Raw genomic sequence first — 21,234 nt, forward strand, 5'->3', positions numbered from 1 at the left:
AGGTGTGCGGACCAACGGTCCGCACCCACCCCAACGGCCCGCACCCACCACTGATGCCGGCCAGCGGCCGGCACTACCGGCAGGCTTCGCTCCACCCCTTCTGCACGCAGCAGGGGGATAATGGAGGCCCACGCCGGGCCGGTCGCCGCCATGAAAGAACTCACCCTGGACTCTGCTGTCGCCACGCTCCGCGCCGGCGGTGTGATCGCCTACCCCACCGAAGCGGTCTGGGGCCTGGGCTGCGATCCTTCGCATGAAGCAGCAGTGCATATGGTGCTGCGGCTGAAACAGCGCCCGATCGAGAAAGGCATGATCCTGGTCGCCGCCGAATTGTCGCAGCTGGAAGGCTGGGTACGCCTGCAGGCCCTGCCCGACGCCCGCCAGCGCGCAGTGCTGGCCAGTTGGCCGGGCGCCAACACCTGGATCCTGCCGGCCGGTCCGCGCGCCCAGCGCTGGATCACCGGCGAGCACAGCGGCATTGCGGTGCGCATCAGTGCCCATCCGCTGGTGGCGGCTCTGTGCCGTGCCTGGGGTGGCCCGCTGGTCTCCACCAGCGCCAACCTGGCTGGTGAGCCGCCGGCACGGAGCCGCGCCGAACTGGACCCGCGCCTGCTGCGCCTGCTCGATGGCCTGCTTGATGGCCAGACCGGCGGCCTGGCCCAACCCACCCCGATCCGCGACGCGCTCAGCGGCAACGTGCTGCGCTCCTGAGCGGACGATTGCACTGCCCCGGACAAACACTCACCCTGCTGCCATGAACCCGCTGCGCGCCGCCCTGAGCCTGTGCCTGCTGTTGCCATGGACCGCCCCAGCGGCCGACGATGTCCGCGTGTACCGCTGCGTGGCCAGCAACGGCGCCGTGGCCCTGCAGGACACGCCCTGCAACAGCGGGCGCCAGGAAGTGCGCGACCTGCAGCGCCCGCGTGATCCCGCGCCCCGCGTGGTGCGCAGCAATGCCACGCCAGCGGAACCCAGCGAACCTCCGGTCATCCGCGAACGCGAGGTCCGCCACGTCTACATCCAGCCGCCGCAGCCGCTGTATGAGTGCGTGAGCGACGACGGCCGGCGCTACACCAGCGACAACAACGAAGGCAATCCGCGCTGGGTGCCGTTGTGGACCAGCGTCTGGTTGCCGCACGGGCACCACGGCCCGGTCCATCCCGGTCCGCGTCCGGCCTTCGGCACGCCGGTAGGAAGCCCGGTCGGTGAAGGTGCTGGCTATCGACCGCCTGCAGTGGGTGTCGGCGTGCAGGTACCGGCCGGCAGTGTGCTGGTCCGCGACAGCTGCCATGCGCTGCCGCCTCAGGAAGTCTGCGCGCGCCTGCGTGATCGCCGCTGGGAGCTGGATCGCCGCTACAACAGTGCGCTGCAGAGCGAACGCACCGCCATCAGCAACGAGCAGCGCGGCATCGACGCCCGCCTGTCGCGGGACTGCGAACGCTGAGCGCGGCACCTGCCGTGGCATGTACGCTGTGCGCATGAAGAATCCGATCTGGCTGGCTCTGGGCCTGTTCGCCGGCAACGCGGTGGCCGACGACGGGGTGATCTACCGCTGCACCTCCAGCAGCAGTGATGTGCCCACCCTGCAACGTACGCCCTGCCCCGCCGGCAGCAAGCAGCAGGTAGTGCGGATTCCAGCAGCAAACAGCGCACCGCCGGCGACACCCCCGCCGGCCGCTGCACCTGCACCCGCGGAGACCTCGTTGGCCATCCCCGCCCCATCGCCACCGCCCAGCGCTCGCCGCCCCGGTGAAGGCCGTACGATTATGGAAGCGGGCATGGTCCAACGCGAAGGCGGCGACCAGATCCTCGACAGTGCGACGTTGCCGCGCCGGGCCGATGCCGCGCCGGACAGCAATGCTCCGCCAAAGCCGCCGCTGCCACCGATCTTCCAGTGCACCGACAGCCAGGGCGGTGGTTACCTGCACGAATACGAACCAGCCCCCGGGCGCTGCGAATTGATGACCGTACAGGGCCTGGGCGGCGCCACGCCGGTCAATGCCGCCGGCTGCGAGGTGGTGCGCGACCGCTGCGAAGAACTGCCGGAAGCACAGCGCTGCAGCAGCTGGCAGCAGCGCTTCCGCGATGCGCGCGGGCGCGAGCGCTTCGCCGCGCCGGAAAACCACGGGAATGCGCAGGGTGAACGCGAGCGGTTGCAGGGTCTGCTGGCGGCCAGCAATTGCCCGGTGCCGGGATGAACGCATCCACGCATGGCGTGGATCTACTCGACCTCGGCCGGGCATGGCCCTGCGCAGTCCTGGTAGCGCCGGGCCATGCCCGGCGAAAAGCGGCTCTCAGAACCCGTAGCGCAGGAAGCCACCATCCACCGCGATGCATTCGCCGGTGACATAGCTGGCTGCCGGCAGGCACAGGAAACCCACCGCCGCTGCCACTTCTTCGGGCTCGCCGATGCGACGCATCGGTGTGCGATTGATCACTTCCTCGTAGTAGTCCGGGTCCGACAGCGGACCGGACGTGCGACGGGTGCGGATGTACCACGGCGCCACCGCATTGACCCGGATACCGTCCTCGGCCCATTCGACGGCCAGGTTGCGGGTCATCTGATGCATCGCCGCCTTGCTCATGCCGTAGACCACGCCACTGCGCACGTGGGTCAGGCCGGACACGCTGCCCACATTGACGATGGACGACGACGCGTGCCGGGCCAGCAGCGGATGCGCATAGCGCGACAGCTCGAACGCCGAGAACAGGTTGGTCTCGAAGATCCCGCGCCATTCGTCCTCGGAATACTCTGTGGCTGCCTTGGTGATGTTGCCACCGGCATTGTTGACCAGGATGTGCAGGCCATCGCTGTGGTCTTCCACCCAGTCCAGGATCTGCCGGCGATCCTCATCATCGGAGACATCGGCGGCCAGCGCGTGCACCTGCATCTGCGGATACACGTCCAGCAGTTCGTCGCGCGCCGTCTCCAGCATGTCGATATCGCGCCCGACGATCATCAGGTCAGCGCCAAAGCCGGCCAGTTCATGCGCGATGGCCAGGCCGATGCCGGCGCTGGCGCCGGTAATCAGGGCGGTCTGGCCGTCCAGGCGCCACCGTTGCTGGGTCATGTGTTCTCCCGGGCTGCGCCCGTCGTGTTCCGATGCGGCAAGGATACGCGCTCACGGCAGGCCCCTGCCCGGGATGCGACACTGCGCGCACGTCCATCACGGAGTGCCGCCATGCGCATCCTGATCCTGTCCACGTCCCTGCTGGCCACCGTGCTGCTGTCCGCCTGCCAGCGTCCGCCGGCACCGAACCCGGAAAAGCCACCGGTGCCGCAGGCCATGGCCCGAGCCATGCATGAGCCGCTGGACCGCGCCAAGAGCACGCAGAAGACCGTGGAAGATGCCGCCGCACACGAGCGCAAGGCCGAGGCCGACGCGACGCAGTAGCCCCGCAACGGTAGCGCCGCGCCATGCGCGGCGAGCACGTAGCGCGGCCGGCAGAATCCTCCGGGCATGGCCCGGCGCTACCAGACAAAAAAACGCCCGGCCGAAGCCGGGCGTTTCCAGTAGATCCACGCCATGCGTGGATGGGCGTTCCGCTCAGAACCCGCAGAAGCAGTACGCCAGTGCCTTCACCGGTGCACCATTGCCCTTCTCCCGGGCCGCGTTCTCGACGAAGCGCAGCTGCGTATCCACTTCCGGCATCGTGCGTGCCAGCACCATCCGCGCCATGCCCGAATCGGACAGCATCCAGGCACCAGCACGGCTGCCGGCGAAACCGCTGACGAACTGCGCGAACGGCGTGGCCGGCTTCTCGATGTAACGCACGCGGTAGGCGTCGGCCTTGCCGAGCTTGGCGCGGCTGGCAGCATCGGCCACGGCGTCCTTCAGGCCACCGAAGGCATCGACCAGGCCACGTTCCTTGGCCTGCGCACCACTCCACACGCGGCCACGGGCCACCTCGTCCACGGCCTCTACCGGCTTCTTGCGGGCATCAGCCACGCGACCGGTGAAATCGGCGTAGCCCTTGTTGATCACCGATTGGATGACCTGGCCCACGGCCGGGTCCATCGGGCGGGTGACGTCGAAGGCACCAGCGAAGCGGGTGGTACCGACACCGTCGGTGTGCACGCCGATCTTGTCCAGCGCGCGGCTGAAGTTCGGGATCATGCCGAAGATGCCGATCGAACCGGTGATGGTCGACGGATCGGCATAGATGCGGTCGGCATTCATGCTGATCCAGTAGCCACCGGAGGCGGCCAGGTCGCCCATCGACACCACCACCGGCTTGCCGGCAGCCTGCAGGGCCACCACTTCGCGACGGATCTGCTCGGAAGCGAACACTTCACCGCCCGGCGAATTCACCCGCAGCACCACCGACTTGACGTTGTCGTCGTCGCGCGCGGCGCGCAGCAGCGCCGAGGTCGATTCGCCACCAATGCGTCCGGCCGGCAGGTCGCCAGCGCTGATCTCGCCGGCAGCCACCACCACCGCCACCTGCGGACGCGAGTCCACCGGGTTGCGACGAGCATCGAGCAGGGACAGGTAGCGGCCGAAGTCGACGTTGCGGAAACCGCCATCGGCATCTTCGTCGGCCACGCCGCGCTCGATCATCAGATCCTCGAATTCCTCGCGGGTCTTCAGCGCGGTCACCAGCTTCTGCTGCAGGGCGAACTTGGCCAGGTCACCACCGGCGGCGGCGATGCCTTCCGGCAGCGTATCGATGCCGGCAGCCAACTGTGCCGGATCCAGACGGCGGGCCTTGGCGATGTCGCCCAGGTAGCGCTGCCACACGTCATTCATCCAGAACAGGTCGGCTTCCTTGGAGGCCGGCGAAGCGGCGTCGAGCACGTACGGCTCGGCGGCGGACTTGTACTCGCCCACCTTGAACAGGTGCACGTCCACGCCCAGCTTGTCCTGCAGGCCGGTACGGAAGTACTGGCGGTAGCGGCCCAGGCCTTCAAGCACCACCGACCCCATCGGGTCCAGGTAGACCTCGTCGGCCTGCGCGGCCAGCAGGTACTGCGACTGGCCCATGCTCTCGCTGTAGGCCACCAGCTGCTTGCCGGAGGCACGCAGATCCTGCAGCGCTGCGGCCACTTCACGCAGCGAGGCGAAGCCGGACGGCTGCAGCTTGTCCAGCTCCAGCACCACGCGCTCGATTTTCTTGTCTTCCTTGGCCGACTCGATCACCCGCAGCAGGTCACGCAGCTGGATCTCTTCGGCACCGTTGTCGCCCACCGCCTTGGCCAGCGCACGGCTGACCGGATCGGCGCTGAACTGTTCGACCAGACGGCCTTCCGGCGCGATCACCAGAGTGGTGCGGTCCTGCAGCGACTTGCTGGCACCGGCGCCCATGCCGGCGGCGATGACGAACATCACCAGCAGCAGGAACAGCAGGCCGAAGAACACCAGGTTGAGGATCAACCGGCGGGTGAAGTTCATGACGTCCCACAGCCCGATGAAGAAGCTGGCGACGGGATTGCGACGCGCCGGGGGCAGCGGGGGCACGGGTTGATTCATGGAACGCTCCGGATGGCTTCTTGCCGTGGTACCAGCATAGCCGGTGCCGCGTGATGCGGCATCGGACACAAGTCAGGGGATCGCCCGCCACGGGTCGGCGTGGCGGGCGGGAAGGTCAGGACAACATCGACTGGCCGATGCGCAGGCTGCTGCGGCGCAGGCGCCAGCCCATCAGGATGGCCGCGGCGGTCAGGCCGACGATCAGGCCGATCCACATGCCCTGCGGACCCATGCCCAACCCCAGGCCGAGCCCGGCGCCGAGCGGCATGCCCAGGCCCCAGTACGCGAACATGGCGATGAACATCGGCACGCGGGTGTCCTTCAGGCCACGCAGCGCGCCGGCCGACAGCACCTGGATGCCGTCCGGGAACTGGAAGGTGGCTGCGTACAGCAGCAGGGTCGAGGCCAGCCCGGCCACTGCCAGATCGTTGGTGTAGACGCCGACGATGGCGTCATGGCCGAACAGCAGCACCGCCGCCGACAGCGTCTGCGTGCCCATGATGATCGCGTAGCCCGCCCACGCCGCGCGCCGCACGCCGAAACCATCACCACGGCCGACCGCATGGCCGACGCGCACGGTGGTGGCCTCGGCCACCCCCATCGGGATCATGAAGCATAGCTGCGCGACGTTGATCGCGATCTGGTGTGCAGCCGCCTCGTTGGCGCCGAGGCGGCCGATCAGCAGCGCGGTGACGATGAACAAGCCGCCTTCCATCAGCACGGTGATGCCGATCGGCAGGCCGGTGCGCAGCAGCTCCCAGATGGCTTTCCAGCGCGGCCCTTCGAAGTGCGAGAACAGCTGCAGATGGGCAAATCGCTTGGTGAACCACAGATAGGTGCCGAAGGCGATCGCCTGCAGCCACATCATCACCGCCGAGGCGATGCCGAGCCCTTCGGCGCCCATCTCCGGAAAACCGAGCTTGCCATTGGCCAGCACATAACCCATCGGTGCCAGTATCAGCAGGCCACCGAAGCCCAGCAGCATGGTCGGCAACGTCCAGTGCATGCCCTCGCTGAGGTAGCGCATGCAGAAGTACAGGGTCAGCGCCGGGCCGCCCCAGCGCACCGCATGCAGGAACGCGGTCGCACCCGGCACGATGTCCGGCGCGATGCCGAATGCGGGCAGCAGCGGGGGCACCACGGTGAGGAAGGTGAACATGATCAGGCCCAGGCCCAGCGCCAACCACAGCGCCTGGCGGAACAGCGGGCCGATCTCGCGCTCGCGTCCGGCGCCATGCAGCTGCGACACCGAGGCGGTCAGCGAGATCAGGGTACCGATCGGGATCAGCATCGGCAGCCACAACAGGGCGGTACCGATGGTCACCGCCGCCAGCGTCGCGGTGGCGTGGTGGCCGGCAATCACGTTGTCGACGAAGGAGATCAGACCGGTGGACACATGCCCGAGCACAAGCGGCAGGGCGAGCAGACCGGTGGCGCCGACTTCCTTGCGGAAACGCGGCGTGGAGGTTGCAGTAGACATAAGGTGCTTGACGCGAACTACGGTTGCGCGCGAAGGGCACAGGCACCGGGTTGCGGGCGCCCATCTTACGCGCGCGGCGTGTTCATTCCCATGACATGGCGTGAATGCTGGGTTTCAACAGCCCCCACCGCCTGAAAAGGGGACGGAGGGGATTACGTCGCATCTGGCACTTGCGGGCTGGAAACGACTTAATTCCCTCCGTCCCTTTTTTATTGGCCGGCCTGGCGTTTGAGCCAGGCGTCGCGCTCGGCGGCGGGCACACCGAGGAAAGCAGCGCGTACGGCGTCGCGTTCCTGCGGTGGCGTGCGCTGTGCGACCAGGGTCAGCTGGGCCAGCTGGGCCGGGCTGAGCTGGCGCAGCACCGCCAGCGCGGCCTCACGCTGCTCCGCCGGCACGAACCCGAACAAGCCGTGCAGCTTGGGGAATTCCAGGCCCAGCTGCGGGCCCAGCCGCCAACCGTCGCGGAACGCCTGGTCCTGCTCGCGGAACTGCAGGCGCAGGCGCTGCTGCTGGTCCGCTGGCATCGCATTGAAACGCGCAGCGGCCTGGCGGATGCGTTCGCGTTCTCCTTCCGGCAACGCGCGCCAGGCGGCGTAGTCGGCGCGACGCTGGCGCTGCTGCTGCGCATCCAGCTGGGCGAACGCCGACGGCAAGGCGGTCGATGCTGGCGTCGCCATCGGCGTGGCCGGCGAAGGCGGCGGCAACGGCACGTTCATCGATTGCGGCGCAGCGGCCAACGACAGCGGCAGGGCCAGCAGCACGCCGGCGAAGACAGTCTTATTCATCGGCAGCAGCGGTTTCCAGCGTGGCGCTGGCCGGCTCAGGCCGGCTCGGCTTGGATTGCGATTCGTCCACTGGCAGCGGGCCGCCGGCGGCAGTCCACGCGTACAGGTCTGCGTCGGCCACCAGCGGGTAGTCGCGATCAGCCAACATCGTGGCGTCGTCATTGGCCTGAGTGGGGTTCGCATCCGGCGTGGCGTCGACCCGGCTGGGCGGCAGCGCTTCCACCGTGACAGGGCCGGCCTCGCCGACCACGCCCTCCGGTAGCGGTGCATCACTTCCGAACGAACGTCCCTGCCAGTGGCGCCAGCCCAGTGCTGCGACCAGCAGAACGGCCACGGTGGCCAGCAGGATCAGCGGACCGCGCCAGCGCGGTTTGGCGTTCGGCCGCCGGCGCTTGCTGGTCGCGGCGGCCCGTTCATCACGTGGTGGTGCACGCCAGCTGGAGGCTGGCGCTTCGTTGTTGGCAATCGGCGCGGCCGGCTGCTGCAGCTGCTGCAGGCGCTTGGCCGGCAGATCGCGGATACGCGCCTGCACCTGTTCGGCCAGCTGCCGCCAGGCCGAGGCGTCGGGCTGGCCGAGGGCGTCACGCGGGCAGGCGTCGGCAAGCAGGTGCTGGTAACCCGTTTCGTCCTGGTCGAGCACGCGCATCGCAATACCCTCATCCAGGCTGCCGCCCACCCGCAGCAGCAGGGCCAGGCGCGGCAACGGCGGCATCTCGCCCAGCGCGGCCAGCGCTGCGGGCCACTGGCCGCCCAGCGGCTCGCGCAATGCCTGGCGCTGCCCCAGCAGGGTCCAGAAGCGGGTCGGCCACTGCGCCATCGGCAGGTCGCTGGCGACGGCGGCAAACGCGCGCATCACGGCCACCAGCGTCTGCTCGGCACGGGCGGCGTCGCCACACTGCAGCTCAGCCACCACCAGGGCACGGCGCTCGACACCACGCAGGAACGCCGACAGTGCGCCGGCCGCGGTCGAGGAAACAGGGGCGGGCACAGCCGTCATCGATCACTCCAAAGGTCTGCCGGCATGATAGCGGCAGGCCAGCGATGCCCGGCAGGACTTGCGCCAACGGGCACTTCGTGCTGCAGGTTGTGCACAGCACCACGCCCCCCTAGCGAAAATCTGTGGCATCCAGCTGAATTCACTCTGTTTCAGCATTGTTTCACACTTAAGATATTGATTTTAATGGACTTTAAAGTGTGGCGATTTTTTGACCAACCCGAGGGTGAGGCCGTCGCCATCGGCCTCCCCCGCGCCCGCCGACGGGTAACGCACAGCGTTATCCACAGAACATGTGGATAAGACTGAATCTCCAATGGACACCGATATTTAGGTGACATTTATGATTCAACGGACGCCCCCGGGGCGCTCCACTCGCGGCCATTCGCGCGCGCATGGCCCGTTACACTGGCCCGATGCTTGCCCCCATTCCGACCCTGCAGGTCGCCCTGCCCGTCCCCCTGCCCCGCCTGTTCGACTACCTGTCGCCGGAAGGCGAGGCGCCGGCCGTCGCGATCGGCTGCCGTGTGAAGGTGCCCTTCGGCAACCGTGAACTGGTGGGCGTGGTGACCGGCCACGGCCAGAGCGACGACGGCCAGGGCCTGCGCCAAGCGCTGGCCTGGTGCGACCCGCAGCCGCTGCTGCAGGGCGAGCTGTGGAACAGCCTGCAGTGGCTGGCGCGCTATACCCACGCGCCGCTGGGCGAGGTGCTGAGTGCCGCGCTGCCCGGACCGCTGCGCCACGGCGAGGCGCTGCCCGAGACCCACCACTGGGGCTGGCAGCTGACTGCCGAGGGCCGAGCCCAGCGTGAAAAACTGCGTGCGGGCAGCCGTCCCCGGCAACTGGCCGAGCTGCTGGCCGAAGCCGTGGTCGACGAGGACGTGCTCGGCGAACGCATGGACGATTGGCGCGCTGCCGCGCGCAGCCTGGCCAAGCGCGAGCTGGCCGAGCGCGTGGCGCTGAGCGTGGCGCCGCAGCATGCGCAGCCGCTGCCCGGCCCGACCCTCAACCCCGACCAGGCCGAGGCCGTGGCGGCGATCACCGCCGCCGGGAGCTTCCAGCCATTCCTGCTGGATGGCGTGACCGGCAGCGGCAAGACCGAGGTCTACCTGCAGGCGATCATCCATTGCCTGGCACAGGGCCGGCAGGCGCTGGTGCTGGTACCGGAAATCGGCCTGACTCCGCAGACGCTGGCCCGCTTCCGCGGCCGTCTCGGCATCGCCGTGCATGCACTGCATTCGGGCCTGAACGACAACGAGCGCGCCCGCGTCTGGGCAGCGGCTTCGCGCGGCGAGGCGCGGGTGATCGTCGGCACGCGTTCGGCGGTGTTCACGCCGCTGCCGCAGGCTGGCCTGCTGATCGTCGACGAGGAACACGACGGCAGCTACAAGCAGCAGGATGGCATCCGCTACCACGCGCGCGATTTCGCCCTGGTGCGAGCCAAAGCGCTGGGCATTCCAGTGCTGCTGGGCAGCGCCACGCCTTCGCTGGAGACGCTGCACAATGCCTATGCAGGACGCTATACGCACCTTCGGCTGAAACAGCGCGCGGGCGATGCACGGCCGCCGCGCGTGCGCATCCTCGATGTGCGCAAGCGTCCGCTGCACGACGGCCTGTCGGCCGACGTGCTGGCCGGCATCGGTGAACACCTGCAGCGTGGCCAGCAGGTGCTGGTGTTCAAGAACCGTCGTGGCTACGCGCCCGTGCTGCTGTGCCACGACTGCGGCTGGACCGCGCCGTGCCAGCGCTGCGATGCACCGATGACGGTGCATGGCGGTGGCCGTCGTCTGCAGTGCCATCACTGCGGTGCGCGGCAGCCGGCACCGCTGGCGTGCCCGGCCTGCGGCAGCCTGGCACTGCAGCCACAGGGCATCGGCACCGAACGCCTGGAAGAACACCTCAGCGCCGCCTTCGCCGACTTCCCGGTGGTACGCATCGACCGCGGCACCACCTCACGCCGGGATGCGCTGGAGCAGCAGCTGGCGAAACTGGGCGACCAGCCCGGCATCCTGGTCGGCACGCAGATCCTGGCCAAGGGCCACGACCTGCCCAAGTTGACGCTGGTGGTGGTGGTCGGCATTGATGAAGGCCTGTTCTCGGCCGACTTCCGCGCAAGCGAGAAGCTGGCGCAGCAGCTGATCCAGGTCGCCGGCCGCGCCGGGCGTGCGCGTGATCCGGGTGAAGTCTGGCTGCAGACCCATCACCCCGGGCACCCATTATTGGAAACGCTGGTCAATGGCGGTTACCACCCATTCGCGCAGGCCGAACTGAACCAGCGTCAGGCCGCAGGATTTCCACCCTTCGCGCACCTGGCGCTGATGCGCGCCGAAGCACAGCAGGTCGAGCATGCCAACGCGTTCCTGCTGGCGGCACGGCAGCTGCTGGGCGAACAGAACGTGGTGGAAGCCTATGGACCGATGCCGGCGCCGATGCCACGCCGTGCCGGCTACCAACGCACGCAGCTGTTGCTGTCAGCGATGCAGCGACCGCCGCTGCATGGCGTGCTGGCGCAGCTGGTGCCGCAGCTGTATGCGCTGCCGGAGGCACGCAAGGTGCGCTGGTCGCTGGATGTGGATCCGACGGATCTGTATTGAGGGCTGGCGCCGCATCCGCCGGGCATGGCCCGGCGCTACCGTTTACGGTTGCATCAACACATACGACCGCGCGCGATTCCCGCCTACGTCAGCGGCGACATCACGCCGCGCTGGTAGGCCGGGCGCTCGCGCAGGCGCGCATACCACTCGGCCAGGTGCGGCAGGTCCGGGCGCTGGATCGGCAGTTCGAACCAGGCGTAGATCTGCGAGCCCAGCGGAATATCGCCCATCGCGAACGTGTCACCCGACAACCACGGCTGCGTGGCCAGCGTGGCGTCGGCCATCGCCAGGTAATCACCGGCGCGCACGATGGCGGCGTTGATCCGCGCTTCGTCGCGGTCGGCCGGCGCGGTGCGCATGATGCCCCAGACCAGGTCGCTGTACAGCGGCGCCATCCGCGAGGTGCTCCAGTCCATCCACTTCTCGGCCTGCGCGCGTTGCATCGGATCTTCAGCGAACAGCGTGCCCAGCGCGTAGCGCGCGCTCAGGTAACGCACGATCGCATTCGACTCCCACAGCGGCAGGCCATGGTCTTCGATCACCGGCACCAGGCTGTTCGGATTCATCGCCTGGTATTCCGGCGTCTGCGTGCCACCGTGGCTGCCACCGACCTCGATGGACTCATACGGCAGCCCGATCTCCTCGGCGCACCACAGCACCTTGCGGACGTTGCTGGAATTGCGGCGGCCCCAGATCTTCAACATTCGGGTTTTCCCTGCTGGTAGTACGAGCGGCAACGATACGCCTGATCGGCCGGGGTGTGTGCGTGCGCAATGGCTGCATTGGGCATGCCCGGCGGCGCTGCGTCGCCGCGCGTTACCGGTTCTTCTTCGGCAGCGCGCGCACGTAGGACGACTTGCCATCCTTCTTCAGCTCGAACAGGCCAATGGCCGCCAACAGGTCGCTCAGCTTCCCGTAGCCATAGTTACGTGGATCGAACGACGCCTGGTTGCCGATCTGGCTGCCGACCGGGCCCAGGTGCGACCAGCCATCCTCGCCCTCGGCCGAAGACACCGCGCGGCGCAGCATCTTCACCAGCCGCGTGTCGCTGCGCATCTCCGCGCCGCTCTTGCGCGGGCGGGCATCGTCGTTGGCGACCGGTTCGTTCGATGCCAGCTCGCTCGATGCCTGTTCGGCATCCGGCACGCTGGCATGGGTCTGGCCCAGCGCTTCCAGGTAGGTGAACTTCGAGCACGCGTTGACGAACGGCTCGGGCGTCTTCTTTTCGCCGAAGCCATACACCTTCACGCCGTCGGTCAGCAGGCGCATCACCATCGGAGTGAAGTCGGCATCACTGGAGACGATGGCGAAGCCATCGAGGTTGCGTGCGTACAGCAGGTCCATGGCGTCGATCACCATCGCCATGTCCGAGGCATTCTTGCCCTTGCTGTAGGCGAACTGCTGGATCGGGCGGATCGCATACTCGTGCAGCACCGCTTCCCAGCCCTTCAGCCGAGGGCTCTTCCAGTTGCCGTAGGCGCGGCGCACGTTGGCCACGCCGTAGCGGGCGACTTCAGCCAGGACCTCGTCGATCTTCGAGGCCGGCGCATTATCGGCGTCGATCAACAGGGCGATGCGCTTTTCCGGTTCGCTCATGGACTCCTCGCGGGCGGTTGCCTGAACCCGAGTATCGCCGATCCACGCGGGCGCTGACGTGACAGGGGGCCGGCGTGCGAAGATGCCAGGCGCTTCCCCCAATGCCCCCACTGGAGTGAGTCGATGAGTCGCGAGCGCGTTCCCCACCTGGTCGTTGTCGGCGGTGGTTTTGCCGGCCTCTGGGCCACCCGTGCCCTGGCCCGCGAGCGCATACGCATCACCCTGGTCGACCGCCGCAATCACCATCTGTTCCAGCCGCTGCTGTACCAGGTGGCTACCGCCGGCTTGTCCGCGCCCGATATCGCCGCACCGCTGCGCCACATCCTCGGCCATCAGCGCAACGTGGAAGTGCGGCTGGGCGAAGTGGTGTCCATCGACAAGCATGCCCGGCAGATCCGCATGGCCGACGGCAGTACGCTGGACTACGACAGCCTGCTGCTGGCCACGGGTGCCACCCACGCTTACTTCGGCAACGATCAGTGGGCCGATGATGCCCCCGGCCTGAAGACCCTGGACGACGCCATCGCGCTGCGCCGCAAGCTGCTGCTGGCCTTCGAACGCGCCGAGGCCGAACCGGACCCGGCGAAGAAGGCGGCGTGGCTGAGTTTCGCCGTGGTCGGCGGTGGTCCGACCGGTGTTGAGCTGGCAGGCACGCTGGCCGAGATCGCGCGTCACACGCTGCGCAACGAGTTCCGCCACATCGACCCGGCCAGCGCCAAGGTGCGGCTGGTCGAGGCGGGCCCGCGGGTGCTGTCGTCCTTCCCGGAAGTGCTTTCGCTGAAGGCGCGCCGGCAGCTGGAAAAGCTGGGCGTGGAAGTACTGACCGGCACACCGGTGAGCGACATCGACAGCCAGGGTTTCAAGCTCGGCGATCAGTTCGTGCCGGCGCGCACCGTGGTGTGGGCCGCTGGCGTGGCCGCCTCACCGCTGGCGCGTACGCTGGACGTGCCATTGGATCGCGCCGGCCGCGTCCAGGTGCAGCCGGACCTGACCCTGCCCGGTCATCCGGAGCTGTTCGTGGCCGGCGATCTGGCCGCGCTGAACCAGGCCAACGGCAAGCCAGTGCCTGGCGTGGCACCTGCCGCCAAGCAGATGGGCAAGTACGTGGCCGAAGTGATCCGCGCGCGCCTGCACGGCAAGGCCGAACCCGGTCCGTTCAAGTACGCCGACTTCGGCAACCTGGCCACCATCGGCCGCATGGCCGCGATCGTGCACCTGGGCCGCTTGCAGCTGTCCGGCGTGCTGGCCTGGTGGTTCTGGCTGGCCGCGCACGTGTTCTTCCTGATCGGCTTCCGCAACCGCCTCGTGGTGCTGTTGAACTGGGCCGTGGCGTACTGGAGCTACCAGCGCAGCGCGCGCATCATCTTCGGCGATGACCAGGACGACCGGCGGCCGAAGCGGTAGCGCCGCACGCAACGGGGTCGGATCCCTTTCCGCAGGAAAGGGCTCTGACCCCGTCAACACCCTCCACGCATGGCGTGGATCTACCGGTTCACCGGGCCACCGGGCCACCGGGCACCCGCCGTTTCGACCATGTCCGGCAGAAGTCCTCCTTCCTCGCGGTATCGGCAATCTGCGCGGTACTCCAATGCCGAGTGATCCAGATCGTCAGTGCGGTACTGCTGAGATGCCAGCGCAGCATGCCGCGCTGCGGTTGCCGCCACAGGTGGCGTCGGGCAATCCAGAAGGCCTCCCGCTCCACTTCAGGAACTTTCTTCTTCATTCCGTCCTTGTCGAAGAACTGGGCGGTGAAGTGCCAGGGATTCATCGGCTGGTATCCCGCCCGTGGTTCACCGCTGCATGCGGCCACACCACTGGGCGTGCGGTCGGCCGGCTTCGGTCGACCGTCCACCAATGCCAGCCCGAGCAGATACAGCAGGCCAGGCAGCAGCGCGATACCGGTGACCAGTACGACGACGGAGATCCATACCTTGCCGGCAGCGCGCATCGCGCTCACTTCGCCTTCGGTTTCGGGTACCACAGCGCGTTGACGATGACCCAGCGTTGGTCGAAGCGGCCCATGTGGAAGTAATCGACGAACCACGGGGTTTCCAACCGCACCGAGGCGGCGTTGCCGGTCACGTCCAGCACCGTGCAGCGGCGGTCCCACTGATCCTTCGGGGTCTTCAGCGCACCCTGCTTGGTCAGCGCCACCAGTTCTTCCTTCGACATGCGGCGCAAGCCCAGGCGCTCGTCAGGTGTGTCGCCGAGGACTGCGCGCTTGGCCAGATCCGGGTGCAGGGAACGGGCGACGCGCTGCGGATCGGCCTCCAGCTGGCCGTCGACATAGTCGTGGCAGGTGGCTTCGATGGCTGCGATCGTGGTGGCGTCGGCAGCGGGGCTTGCCGCTGCGGAAAGCGCGAACGACAGGGCAACGACGGACATCCGGGTCTCCAGCGCTGAGGGCTGGGCGATCATGGCATGAACAAGGCCCATCCACGCATGGCGTGGATCTACAAAGGCGCGGGATCCGGCGCCTGCAGCCAGGCCAGCTTGCGTTCGCGCGGCTGCTGCTTGAGCTGCCATTCGGCGCGCGAGGCGGCGGCGCGGTCCGGGTATTCGCGCACGGCCAGGATGCGCAGCGGCGGCCGGGCCCGGGTATAGCGCGCTCCCTTGCCGGCCTGGTGGGCGGCGAAGCGCGCGTCCACGTCGGTGCTGATGCCGGCGTAGAAGCTGCCATCACGGCATTCCAGCAGGTACAGGAACCACGGGCGGAGGGACGGGGCCATGGCCGGATTATGCCGTGCTGCACTGCAGCGGATATACTGGCGCCCGAATGCAGGAGAGAGGCGCCGCGCTGGTGCCCGCCGAAGGCGCAGGCTCCCATGATCGCTCAGGCCGGTGGGCTGGAATCCCACCAACCATGCATTCGACTCGCCGAGCTGGAGAGAGGTCACCGGGTACGCCCGGGACGATCCGCCGAAGGGGCACGCGGCCTACGCCGCTGAACTCTCAGGCAAAAGGACAGCGGGAGCGGCACCGGTCATCGTCATCCCGTCATTGCACAGGCAGTGGCGGTATGTGCGCATTGTCGGCCCCACCGCGCCCGGAGCCTGTCCCATGCTGTTGTCCATCATCTACCTGATTGCCATTTCCGCCGAAGCCATGACCGGCGCCCTGTCCGCCGGCCGCCGCCGCATGGACCTGTTCGGCGTGGTCATGATCGCTTGCGTCACCGCCCTGGGTGGCGGCTCGCTGCGCGACATCCTGCTCGGCCACTACCCGCTGGGCTGGGTGAAGCATCCCGAGTACCTGGGCTTCACCGTGTGCGCGGCCTTGATCGCCACCTGGGTGGCACGCTGGATGCATCACTTCCGCCGCACCTTCCTGGTACTGGACGGACTGGGCCTGATCGCCTTCACCCTGATCGGCTGCTCGATCGCACGCGAGGCCGGGCATGCCCTGCCCATCGTGCTGATCGCCGGCATGCTGACCGGTGCGTTCGGTGGCGTGCTCCGCGACATCCTCTGCAACGAGGTGCCGCTGATCTTCCAGAAGGAGCTGTACGCGATCATCGCGCTGCTGACCGGCGCGGCCTATCTGTTGCTGCTGCACTGGGGCGTGGCCGATGCCACGGCGATCCTGTGCTGCCTGGGCGGCGGCTTTGCGCTGCGCCTGCTGGCGATCCACTACCGCTGGGAAATGCCGAAATTCGTGTACCACGACGAAGTGCATTGAGGTTCGCGTTCGGTGAGCGTGGGTTTCCATTGTTTGGAACCCATGCTTCGCGCGCTCGTCGAGCATGCCTCGACGCTACATGAATGCAGAATCCACGCATGGCGTGGATCTACCGCATCAAACGCATCATTGCCGTTCGGTATCCACACCACCCCGGCGATGTACCTGGCGCTGTCGCTCTTGCGCAGCGCCAGGCGCATCGCCGGTGCGGACGAGCCGGTCTCCAACTCCGACCGGCCCTGATCGCGGCCGCACCCCCGCAGGCGCTGGCCGCCATCCACACACGTGCCGCCGTCAGGCGGCTTCCATCAAGCGGCTTCGGACACCTTCACTTCGCGACGGGCGCGCACGGCCGCAGCCAGTCGCTCCAGCACCGTCACGGTGGTGTCCCAGTCGATGCAGCCATCGGTGATGCTCTGCCCGTAGACCAGCGGCTGGCCTTCGACCAGTTCCTGGCGCCCACCGACCAGATGGCTTTCAATCATCACACCGACGATGCGCTGTTCACCGTCTTCCAACTGAACGGCGATGTCATCGATCACCTTCGGCTGGTTCTCGGGGTTCTTCAGGCTGTTGGCATGGCTGGCGTCGATCATCAGGCGCGTCGGCAGCTTGGCCTTGGCCAGCGCCTGGCAGGCATCGGCCACACTGCCTGCGTCGTAGTTCGGCTGCTTGCCGCCGCGCAGGATCACGTGGCAATCCGGATTGCCGGTGGTCGACACGATGGCGGTGCCGCCCTGCTTGGTGACCGACAGGAAGTGATGCGGGTTGGACGCCGCGCCGACCGCATCGGCGGCGATCTTCACGTTGCCGTCAGTGCCGTTCTTGAAGCCCACCGGGCACGACAGCCCGGAGGCCAGCTCGCGATGCACCTGGCTTTCGGTGGTGCGCGCACCAATCGCGCCCCACGCCACCAGATCGGCGATGTACTGCGGCGAGATCACATCGAGGAATTCAACGCCGGCCGGCAGGCCAAGCTTGTTGATGTCACGCAGCAGGCCACGCGCGATGCGCAGGCCCTTATCGATCCTGAAGCTGCCATCGAGGTCCGGATCGTTGATCAGGCCCTTCCAGCCCACCGTGGTGCGCGGCTTCTCGAAGTACACGCGCATGACGATTTCCAGTTCGCCGGCCAGCGCATCGCGCAGCGGCTTCAGGCGCTGGGCGTACTCGATGGCGGCCTTCGGGTCATGGATCGAGCACGGGCCGACCACCACGGCCAGGCGGTCGTCGCGGCCATGCAGGATCTGGTGCAGGGCCGCGCGCGAGGCGCTGACGGTGTCGGAGGCTTCATCGTCGCACGGCAGCATCGCCAGCAGCTGGGCGGGCGGTGTCAGCGGTTCGATGGTGCGGATACGCAGGTCGTCGGTGTGCGGGGGCATGGGGGGAGGTCTCCGGAACGTTGGGGGTCCCCAGCGTGGCGGCATGAAAAAAGCCGCCAGGTTCGCTGGCGGCTTTCGGGAATGCGTCTGAAGCTTTCTTCAGGGTGAGCGCAGTCCTTCCTCCGCCAGGGGCTTCGGAAAGTAATACCAATAAAAGCTGGTGTGGGCTGCATTCATGGGATGTATTGATAGCACAGCTTTTGCGCAGTGCAAAATGTTTCATCCGCAACCGGAGTAACGGTTCAGCGCAGCGGTGGCCTAGCGGCTGCCATGTACTTCCAGGTCCAGCAGCAGGCCCTCGTGGATATCGGCCCAGTGCTCCAGCACGCGGTCCAGCTCCCTCCGGGCTTCGTCCAGCTGCTCGGGGTTGAGCAGGGAACGGGCCGTGTAGAGATCGGAGACCAGCCGTCGCAGAGCCGGCTCCGGGATCGCCACCGACGGCCCTTCCACCTGCGGCAGCTGCAGCGCCGGGGTGTCGCCAAGCGGACCGTACAGCGTTACCTGGAGCGTGCTCTGCATGATCGACTTCCGTGCGGATGGACAGGGGCAATGCACTGTTTACCGCGTCTGGGTGACAGGCGCATGTGCCATGCCCGCTGGAGTGATCCGGGGTTGCCGGCCAGCGGCCGGCACTACCGCAGCGAACGCAGTGCGCGCTTGCGGATGTAGGCGTTGGCGCCGCTGTCGTGTTCATGTTGCCAGCGCGCGCACAACTCCTGCAGCCAGAGCGGCCGGGTCTTGCCGGCATCGTTGAGCCAGTTGCCGACCGAGTCCTGCACATAGCGCTCGGGGTCGTCGGCCAGTGCTTCAAGCAGCGGCAATGCATGTTCTGGATGCTGCTTGAACAGCGCGATGTGTGTGGCCCAGACGCCACGTGGGCGCAGTGCTTCGCAGGCAAAGCGTCGCAGTGAAGGTGATGCGTCCTGCGTCCACGGCTGCAGGATCTCAAGTGCCTGCAGCGGTGCGGCCACGACGTCCGTGCGCAGTGCCAGCCACGCCCATTCGCGTACGCCGAAGTGCGGATCATCGGCCAGCGGCCGCATTGCCTGAAGTTTCGCTGCAAGCGTTGCAGTGCGGTCGCTACCGATCAGGTAACAGGCCCAGCCACGCACGGTGTCGGAGGCGTGTGTGTGCCATTGTGCAGGATCGCCCAGCCCCGCTTCGCGCAGCAGCGTGGCGGCCAACGCCATGCGCTGGGTGATGCCCTTGTTCGAGGCGTCGCGCATGAGTTGCAGCACCTCCGGTTCAAGCGCAGGCGCCACCACTGACAACAGCGCAGCGAAGTCCACCGCCAGGCACTCGGCCAGATGGGTCGTGGCGACGCTGCCGGTGTTGAGCGTGCGCAGGCGTTCGGCAGGAATCGTCGCGCTCATGCTACGGACGCTCGTCCGCCGTCGGTGCGCTGCCAGACCTTGTGCAGCAATGTCGAAAGCTGCTGCTGTTCACCTGCGTCGAGCGCATCAAACAGACCGCCGATCCACTGCGTGTGCTGGTCGAACAGCATCGCGGCCAGGCGCCTGCCCTGCACGGTCAACACGATCTGCAGGCGACGGCCATCTTCGGCATCGCTGCGCCGCTGCAGGAGGCCTTCGCGCTGCAGGCCATCGAGCAGGCCACTGATAGTGGCGCGGGTGACGCCTGCGCGCTCGGCCAGCGCGTGTGGCGGCAGCGTGCCACCAGCACCGTGCAGCAGGAACAGCACGATGAAGCGACCTTCGCTGAGCCCATGCGGTGCCAGCCGGGTGGCGCAGTCGCGATCGATCGACGAGGACAGCGAGAGCAGCTGGAAGCACAGTCGCAGCTGCGCGACGTTGGTGTGGCCGCGTCGCTGCGCCTCATCCAGCAGGGCATGGTGCTTGGCTTCGACCATCTCATGCACGCCATATGATTAGGCGCCTAATCATGCAACAAATAATCCAGAATCTGCAACATTAAGTCGAATTCAGGAAAGCTTTCCCAGCCGCAGGCGCGCGATCAGCCCGCCGCGCTCCCGGTCCAGCAGCTGCAGTTCGCCAGCGTGCCGCCTTGCCACATTGGCGGCCACTGCCAGTCCGAGCCCGGCGCCGCCGGTGGCGCGACTACGCGAGCTCTCGCTGCGCTGGAACGGTTGCAGCAGGCGTACACGGTCGGCCTCGACGATGCCCGGGCCGCGGTCCATCACGTCCAGCTGTACCCCATGGTCAACCACGGCGACCCACAGCTCCACGGCCCCAGCATAGCGGTCGGCATTGTCGATAAGGTTGTCGACCGCGCGCCGAAGCAGCAGCGCGTCGCCGCGCCAGGGCAACGTATCCGGCCCCTGGATGGAAATCTCGACACCACGCAGCAGCGCCGCTTGCACGCATTCCTCCAGCAGGGCGACCAGGTCCAGCGAGCGCATCTGCAGCGGCTGCAGTTCCCCACGGGCGTAGTCCAGCACCTGCTCGATCATCGTGTCCATGCGCTCGATGTCGGCCACCATCCGGGCCGCCTGTGGCGCGGGGGCGAACTCGGCGCGAAGGCGCAGGCCGGTCAAAGGGGTGCGCAGGTCATGCGCTACTGCGGCCAGCATATGGGTCATATCCTGCGCCTGTGCCCGCAGCCGCTCGCGCCCCGTAGAGATCGCCGCCGCCAGTACCTGCACCTCGCGCGGGCCGTCATCAGGCAATGGCGTGTCAGCCTGCAGGTCCACATGCGCGCTGGCTTGGGCCAGGCGCCGCAGCGGGCGCCCCAGCCGGATCGACGCCCACGCCGCCAGCGGTGCCAGCAGGACGGCACCGCCCAACAGCGCAAGTACCACCTGACGACGCCAGGCCGCCAGATCACTGTGATCGCTGCCGGCCACCTGCCAACGACCATCGGCCCGGCGCACGCCCAGTTCGAACGGCGGCCATTGCATGGCGGTCAGCACCGCGGCCTGCGCCTTCAGGACACCGGCCCGCGCCGTGGCATCGAGCACCGCGCCGCCCTCGATGACCTGCACATCGGGCGCCTTGCCCTGCCCGCTCCAGACCAGGCGTACATCCTTCACCGGCAAGCCCATCTGCAGCGCCGCCAACTGTGTGAGCCAGTCGCTGGCGCTGCCCTGTGGTGGCCCGTCCTGCATCGCCAGATGCAGGCCCAGCGGCTCCGGCGCCTGTTCCCCACGCAGCACCTGCATGGCCTGATCCAGCCGCATCGGTGGCGGCGCCGGTCGCGGCATCCAGCCCACCACCGCCACGCTGGCCAGGGTGGCCAACAGCAGGCTGGCCAGCGCCAGCATCGCGATCCAGCGC

Annotated in this window: 22 protein-coding genes and 2 riboswitches; of the genes, 7 read left to right on the top strand and 15 right to left on the bottom strand. The window is 67.8% G+C overall.

The window, feature by feature from the left end; translation table 11 throughout:
- The first annotated feature begins 120 nt into the window (after window positions 1-120).
- From ABH900_RS04215 to ABH900_RS04225, 3 genes are read left to right on the top strand one after another with little or no spacing between them, the layout of a single operon-like run.
- Window positions 121-711, top strand: coding sequence for a Sua5/YciO/YrdC/YwlC family protein (locus ABH900_RS04215; RefSeq protein WP_429621604.1), 591 nt, complete (start codon window positions 121-123; stop codon window positions 709-711).
- Between the two features lie 43 nt (window positions 712-754).
- Complete coding sequence (locus ABH900_RS04220; RefSeq protein ID WP_429621606.1) at window positions 755-1,444, top strand: DUF4124 domain-containing protein; 690 nt, start codon at window positions 755-757, stop codon at window positions 1,442-1,444.
- 34 nt (window positions 1,445-1,478) lie between these two features.
- Window positions 1,479-2,198: a hypothetical protein gene (locus ABH900_RS04225; RefSeq protein ID WP_429621608.1), complete on the top strand. Its 720-nt coding sequence runs from the start codon at window positions 1,479-1,481 to the stop codon at window positions 2,196-2,198.
- 96 nt (window positions 2,199-2,294) lie between these two features.
- On the opposite strand, the gene ABH900_RS04230 is transcribed toward ABH900_RS04225, so the two are convergent.
- Window positions 2,295-3,071, bottom strand: a complete 777-nt coding sequence (locus ABH900_RS04230) for an SDR family oxidoreductase (protein ID WP_429621610.1) — start codon at window positions 3,069-3,071, stop codon at window positions 2,295-2,297.
- 111 nt (window positions 3,072-3,182) lie between these two features.
- Here ABH900_RS04230 and ABH900_RS04235 point away from each other — a divergent pair, with 111 nt between their 5' ends.
- Window positions 3,183-3,395 (top strand): hypothetical protein, encoded by a 213-nt coding sequence (locus ABH900_RS04235; RefSeq protein WP_429621612.1) that lies wholly within the window; start codon window positions 3,183-3,185, stop codon window positions 3,393-3,395.
- 153 nt (window positions 3,396-3,548) lie between these two features.
- Here the strand turns inward: ABH900_RS04235 and sppA are convergent, their stop codons facing one another.
- From sppA to ABH900_RS04255, 4 genes are all read right to left on the bottom strand, one after another.
- Window positions 3,549-5,471 carry a signal peptide peptidase SppA gene (sppA, locus tag ABH900_RS04240; RefSeq protein WP_429621613.1) on the bottom strand — a complete coding sequence of 641 codons (1,923 nt, stop codon included), beginning with the start codon at window positions 5,469-5,471 and terminating at the stop codon, window positions 3,549-3,551.
- 115 nt (window positions 5,472-5,586) lie between these two features.
- Entirely contained in the window at window positions 5,587-6,951 is a 1,365-nt protein-coding gene (locus ABH900_RS04245) for an MATE family efflux transporter (protein WP_429621615.1), read from the bottom strand.
- A gap of 209 nt (window positions 6,952-7,160) precedes the next feature.
- Window positions 7,161-7,736 carry a DUF3106 domain-containing protein gene (locus tag ABH900_RS04250; RefSeq protein WP_429621617.1) on the bottom strand — a complete coding sequence of 192 codons (576 nt, stop codon included), beginning with the start codon at window positions 7,734-7,736 and terminating at the stop codon, window positions 7,161-7,163.
- The gene (locus ABH900_RS04255; protein ID WP_429621619.1) at window positions 7,729-8,733 is read right to left on the bottom strand and encodes a hypothetical protein; all 1,005 of its coding nucleotides are present in this window, start codon (window positions 8,731-8,733) and stop codon (window positions 7,729-7,731) included. The genes ABH900_RS04250 and ABH900_RS04255 overlap by 8 nt, the downstream gene beginning before the upstream one ends.
- Window positions 8,734-9,146: 413 nt before the next feature.
- Between ABH900_RS04255 and ABH900_RS04260 the strand changes: the two genes are divergently transcribed.
- Window positions 9,147-11,324, top strand: coding sequence for a primosomal protein N' (locus tag ABH900_RS04260; protein WP_429621983.1), 2,178 nt, complete (start codon window positions 9,147-9,149; stop codon window positions 11,322-11,324).
- Between the two features lie 83 nt (window positions 11,325-11,407).
- Here the strand turns inward: ABH900_RS04260 and ABH900_RS04265 are convergent, their stop codons facing one another.
- Together ABH900_RS04265 and ABH900_RS04270 are read right to left on the bottom strand one after the other, a co-directional pair.
- Window positions 11,408-12,028, bottom strand: coding sequence for a glutathione S-transferase family protein (locus ABH900_RS04265; protein WP_429621621.1), 621 nt, complete (start codon window positions 12,026-12,028; stop codon window positions 11,408-11,410).
- A 112-nt stretch (window positions 12,029-12,140) separates the two neighbouring features.
- Window positions 12,141-12,920, bottom strand: coding sequence for an NYN domain-containing protein (locus ABH900_RS04270; RefSeq protein ID WP_429621623.1), 780 nt, complete (start codon window positions 12,918-12,920; stop codon window positions 12,141-12,143).
- Between the two features lie 123 nt (window positions 12,921-13,043).
- Here ABH900_RS04270 and ABH900_RS04275 point away from each other — a divergent pair, with 123 nt between their 5' ends.
- Window positions 13,044-14,324 carry an NAD(P)/FAD-dependent oxidoreductase gene (locus tag ABH900_RS04275; protein ID WP_429621625.1) on the top strand — a complete coding sequence of 427 codons (1,281 nt, stop codon included), beginning with the start codon at window positions 13,044-13,046 and terminating at the stop codon, window positions 14,322-14,324.
- 88 nt (window positions 14,325-14,412) lie between these two features.
- Here the strand turns inward: ABH900_RS04275 and ABH900_RS04280 are convergent, their stop codons facing one another.
- The 3 genes from ABH900_RS04280 to ABH900_RS04290 form a co-directional block, all read right to left on the bottom strand.
- Entirely contained in the window at window positions 14,413-14,868 is a 456-nt protein-coding gene (locus ABH900_RS04280) for a hypothetical protein (protein ID WP_429621627.1), read from the bottom strand.
- A gap of 5 nt (window positions 14,869-14,873) precedes the next feature.
- A complete protein-coding gene (locus ABH900_RS04285) occupies window positions 14,874-15,305 on the bottom strand; it encodes a nuclear transport factor 2 family protein (protein ID WP_429621629.1) in 432 nt (143 codons plus the stop codon).
- A 68-nt stretch (window positions 15,306-15,373) separates the two neighbouring features.
- Window positions 15,374-15,649, bottom strand: a complete 276-nt coding sequence (locus ABH900_RS04290) for a GIY-YIG nuclease family protein (protein WP_429621631.1) — start codon at window positions 15,647-15,649, stop codon at window positions 15,374-15,376.
- Window positions 15,650-15,689: 40 nt separating this feature from the next.
- Window positions 15,690-15,779, top strand: a riboswitch (glycine riboswitch).
- A 13-nt stretch (window positions 15,780-15,792) separates the two neighbouring features.
- Window positions 15,793-15,898, top strand: a riboswitch (glycine riboswitch).
- Window positions 15,899-15,980: 82 nt separating this feature from the next.
- Between ABH900_RS04290 and ABH900_RS04295 the strand changes: the two genes are divergently transcribed.
- Complete coding sequence (locus tag ABH900_RS04295; protein WP_106469254.1) at window positions 15,981-16,598, top strand: trimeric intracellular cation channel family protein; 618 nt, start codon at window positions 15,981-15,983, stop codon at window positions 16,596-16,598.
- Window positions 16,599-16,906: 308 nt separating this feature from the next.
- Here ABH900_RS04295 and ABH900_RS04300 read toward each other — a convergent pair whose 3' ends face one another.
- The 5 genes from ABH900_RS04300 to ABH900_RS04320 all read right to left on the bottom strand — a co-directional run bounded on the left by ABH900_RS04300 (window position 16,907) and on the right by ABH900_RS04320 (window position 21,221).
- Window positions 16,907-17,980, bottom strand: a complete 1,074-nt coding sequence (locus tag ABH900_RS04300; RefSeq protein WP_429621633.1) for a 3-deoxy-7-phosphoheptulonate synthase — start codon at window positions 17,978-17,980, stop codon at window positions 16,907-16,909.
- Between the two features lie 258 nt (window positions 17,981-18,238).
- Window positions 18,239-18,499 carry a hypothetical protein gene (locus tag ABH900_RS04305; RefSeq protein WP_429621635.1) on the bottom strand — a complete coding sequence of 87 codons (261 nt, stop codon included), beginning with the start codon at window positions 18,497-18,499 and terminating at the stop codon, window positions 18,239-18,241.
- A gap of 113 nt (window positions 18,500-18,612) precedes the next feature.
- Entirely contained in the window at window positions 18,613-19,353 is a 741-nt protein-coding gene (locus ABH900_RS04310; protein ID WP_429621637.1) for a DNA alkylation repair protein, read from the bottom strand.
- Window positions 19,350-19,850 (bottom strand): MarR family winged helix-turn-helix transcriptional regulator, encoded by a 501-nt coding sequence (locus ABH900_RS04315; RefSeq protein WP_429621639.1) that lies wholly within the window; start codon window positions 19,848-19,850, stop codon window positions 19,350-19,352. Before ABH900_RS04315 ends, ABH900_RS04310 begins: the two co-directional genes overlap by 4 nt.
- 72 nt (window positions 19,851-19,922) lie before the next feature.
- Window positions 19,923-21,221, bottom strand: coding sequence for a sensor histidine kinase (locus ABH900_RS04320; RefSeq protein ID WP_429621984.1), 1,299 nt, complete (start codon window positions 21,219-21,221; stop codon window positions 19,923-19,925).
- Window positions 21,222-21,234 lie beyond the last annotated feature (13 nt).

It is taken from the genome of Stenotrophomonas sp. AN71 (assembly GCF_050435725.1).
GTDB lineage: Bacteria > Pseudomonadota > Gammaproteobacteria > Xanthomonadales > Xanthomonadaceae > Stenotrophomonas.

Coding starts and splice junctions, on each gene's coding strand:
- ABH900_RS04260 (WP_429621983.1), top strand. CDS start 9,147: ATGCTTGCCCCCATTCCGACCCTGCAGGTCGCCCTGCCCGTCCCCCTG.
- ABH900_RS04270 (WP_429621623.1), bottom strand. CDS start 12,920: ATGAGCGAACCGGAAAAGCGCATCGCCCTGTTGATCGACGCCGATAAT.
- ABH900_RS04310 (WP_429621637.1), bottom strand. CDS start 19,353: ATGAGCGCGACGATTCCTGCCGAACGCCTGCGCACGCTCAACACCGGC.
- ABH900_RS04265 (WP_429621621.1), bottom strand. CDS start 12,028: ATGTTGAAGATCTGGGGCCGCCGCAATTCCAGCAACGTCCGCAAGGTG.
- ABH900_RS04295 (WP_106469254.1), top strand. CDS start 15,981: ATGCTGTTGTCCATCATCTACCTGATTGCCATTTCCGCCGAAGCCATG.
- ABH900_RS04315 (WP_429621639.1), bottom strand. CDS start 19,850: ATGGTCGAAGCCAAGCACCATGCCCTGCTGGATGAGGCGCAGCGACGC.
- ABH900_RS04285 (WP_429621629.1), bottom strand. CDS start 15,305: ATGTCCGTCGTTGCCCTGTCGTTCGCGCTTTCCGCAGCGGCAAGCCCC.
- ABH900_RS04225 (WP_429621608.1), top strand. CDS start 1,479: ATGAAGAATCCGATCTGGCTGGCTCTGGGCCTGTTCGCCGGCAACGCG.
- ABH900_RS04305 (WP_429621635.1), bottom strand. CDS start 18,499: ATGCAGAGCACGCTCCAGGTAACGCTGTACGGTCCGCTTGGCGACACC.
- ABH900_RS04245 (WP_429621615.1), bottom strand. CDS start 6,951: ATGTCTACTGCAACCTCCACGCCGCGTTTCCGCAAGGAAGTCGGCGCC.
- ABH900_RS04255 (WP_429621619.1), bottom strand. CDS start 8,733: ATGACGGCTGTGCCCGCCCCTGTTTCCTCGACCGCGGCCGGCGCACTG.
- ABH900_RS04230 (WP_429621610.1), bottom strand. CDS start 3,071: ATGACCCAGCAACGGTGGCGCCTGGACGGCCAGACCGCCCTGATTACC.
- ABH900_RS04300 (WP_429621633.1), bottom strand. CDS start 17,980: ATGCCCCCGCACACCGACGACCTGCGTATCCGCACCATCGAACCGCTG.
- ABH900_RS04290 (WP_429621631.1), bottom strand. CDS start 15,649: ATGGCCCCGTCCCTCCGCCCGTGGTTCCTGTACCTGCTGGAATGCCGT.
- ABH900_RS04280 (WP_429621627.1), bottom strand. CDS start 14,868: ATGCGCGCTGCCGGCAAGGTATGGATCTCCGTCGTCGTACTGGTCACC.
- ABH900_RS04250 (WP_429621617.1), bottom strand. CDS start 7,736: ATGAATAAGACTGTCTTCGCCGGCGTGCTGCTGGCCCTGCCGCTGTCG.
- ABH900_RS04275 (WP_429621625.1), top strand. CDS start 13,044: ATGAGTCGCGAGCGCGTTCCCCACCTGGTCGTTGTCGGCGGTGGTTTT.
- ABH900_RS04215 (WP_429621604.1), top strand. CDS start 121: ATGGAGGCCCACGCCGGGCCGGTCGCCGCCATGAAAGAACTCACCCTG.
- sppA (WP_429621613.1), bottom strand. CDS start 5,471: ATGAATCAACCCGTGCCCCCGCTGCCCCCGGCGCGTCGCAATCCCGTC.
- ABH900_RS04220 (WP_429621606.1), top strand. CDS start 755: ATGAACCCGCTGCGCGCCGCCCTGAGCCTGTGCCTGCTGTTGCCATGG.
- ABH900_RS04235 (WP_429621612.1), top strand. CDS start 3,183: ATGCGCATCCTGATCCTGTCCACGTCCCTGCTGGCCACCGTGCTGCTG.
- ABH900_RS04320 (WP_429621984.1), bottom strand. CDS start 21,221: ATGCTGGCGCTGGCCAGCCTGCTGTTGGCCACCCTGGCCAGCGTGGCG.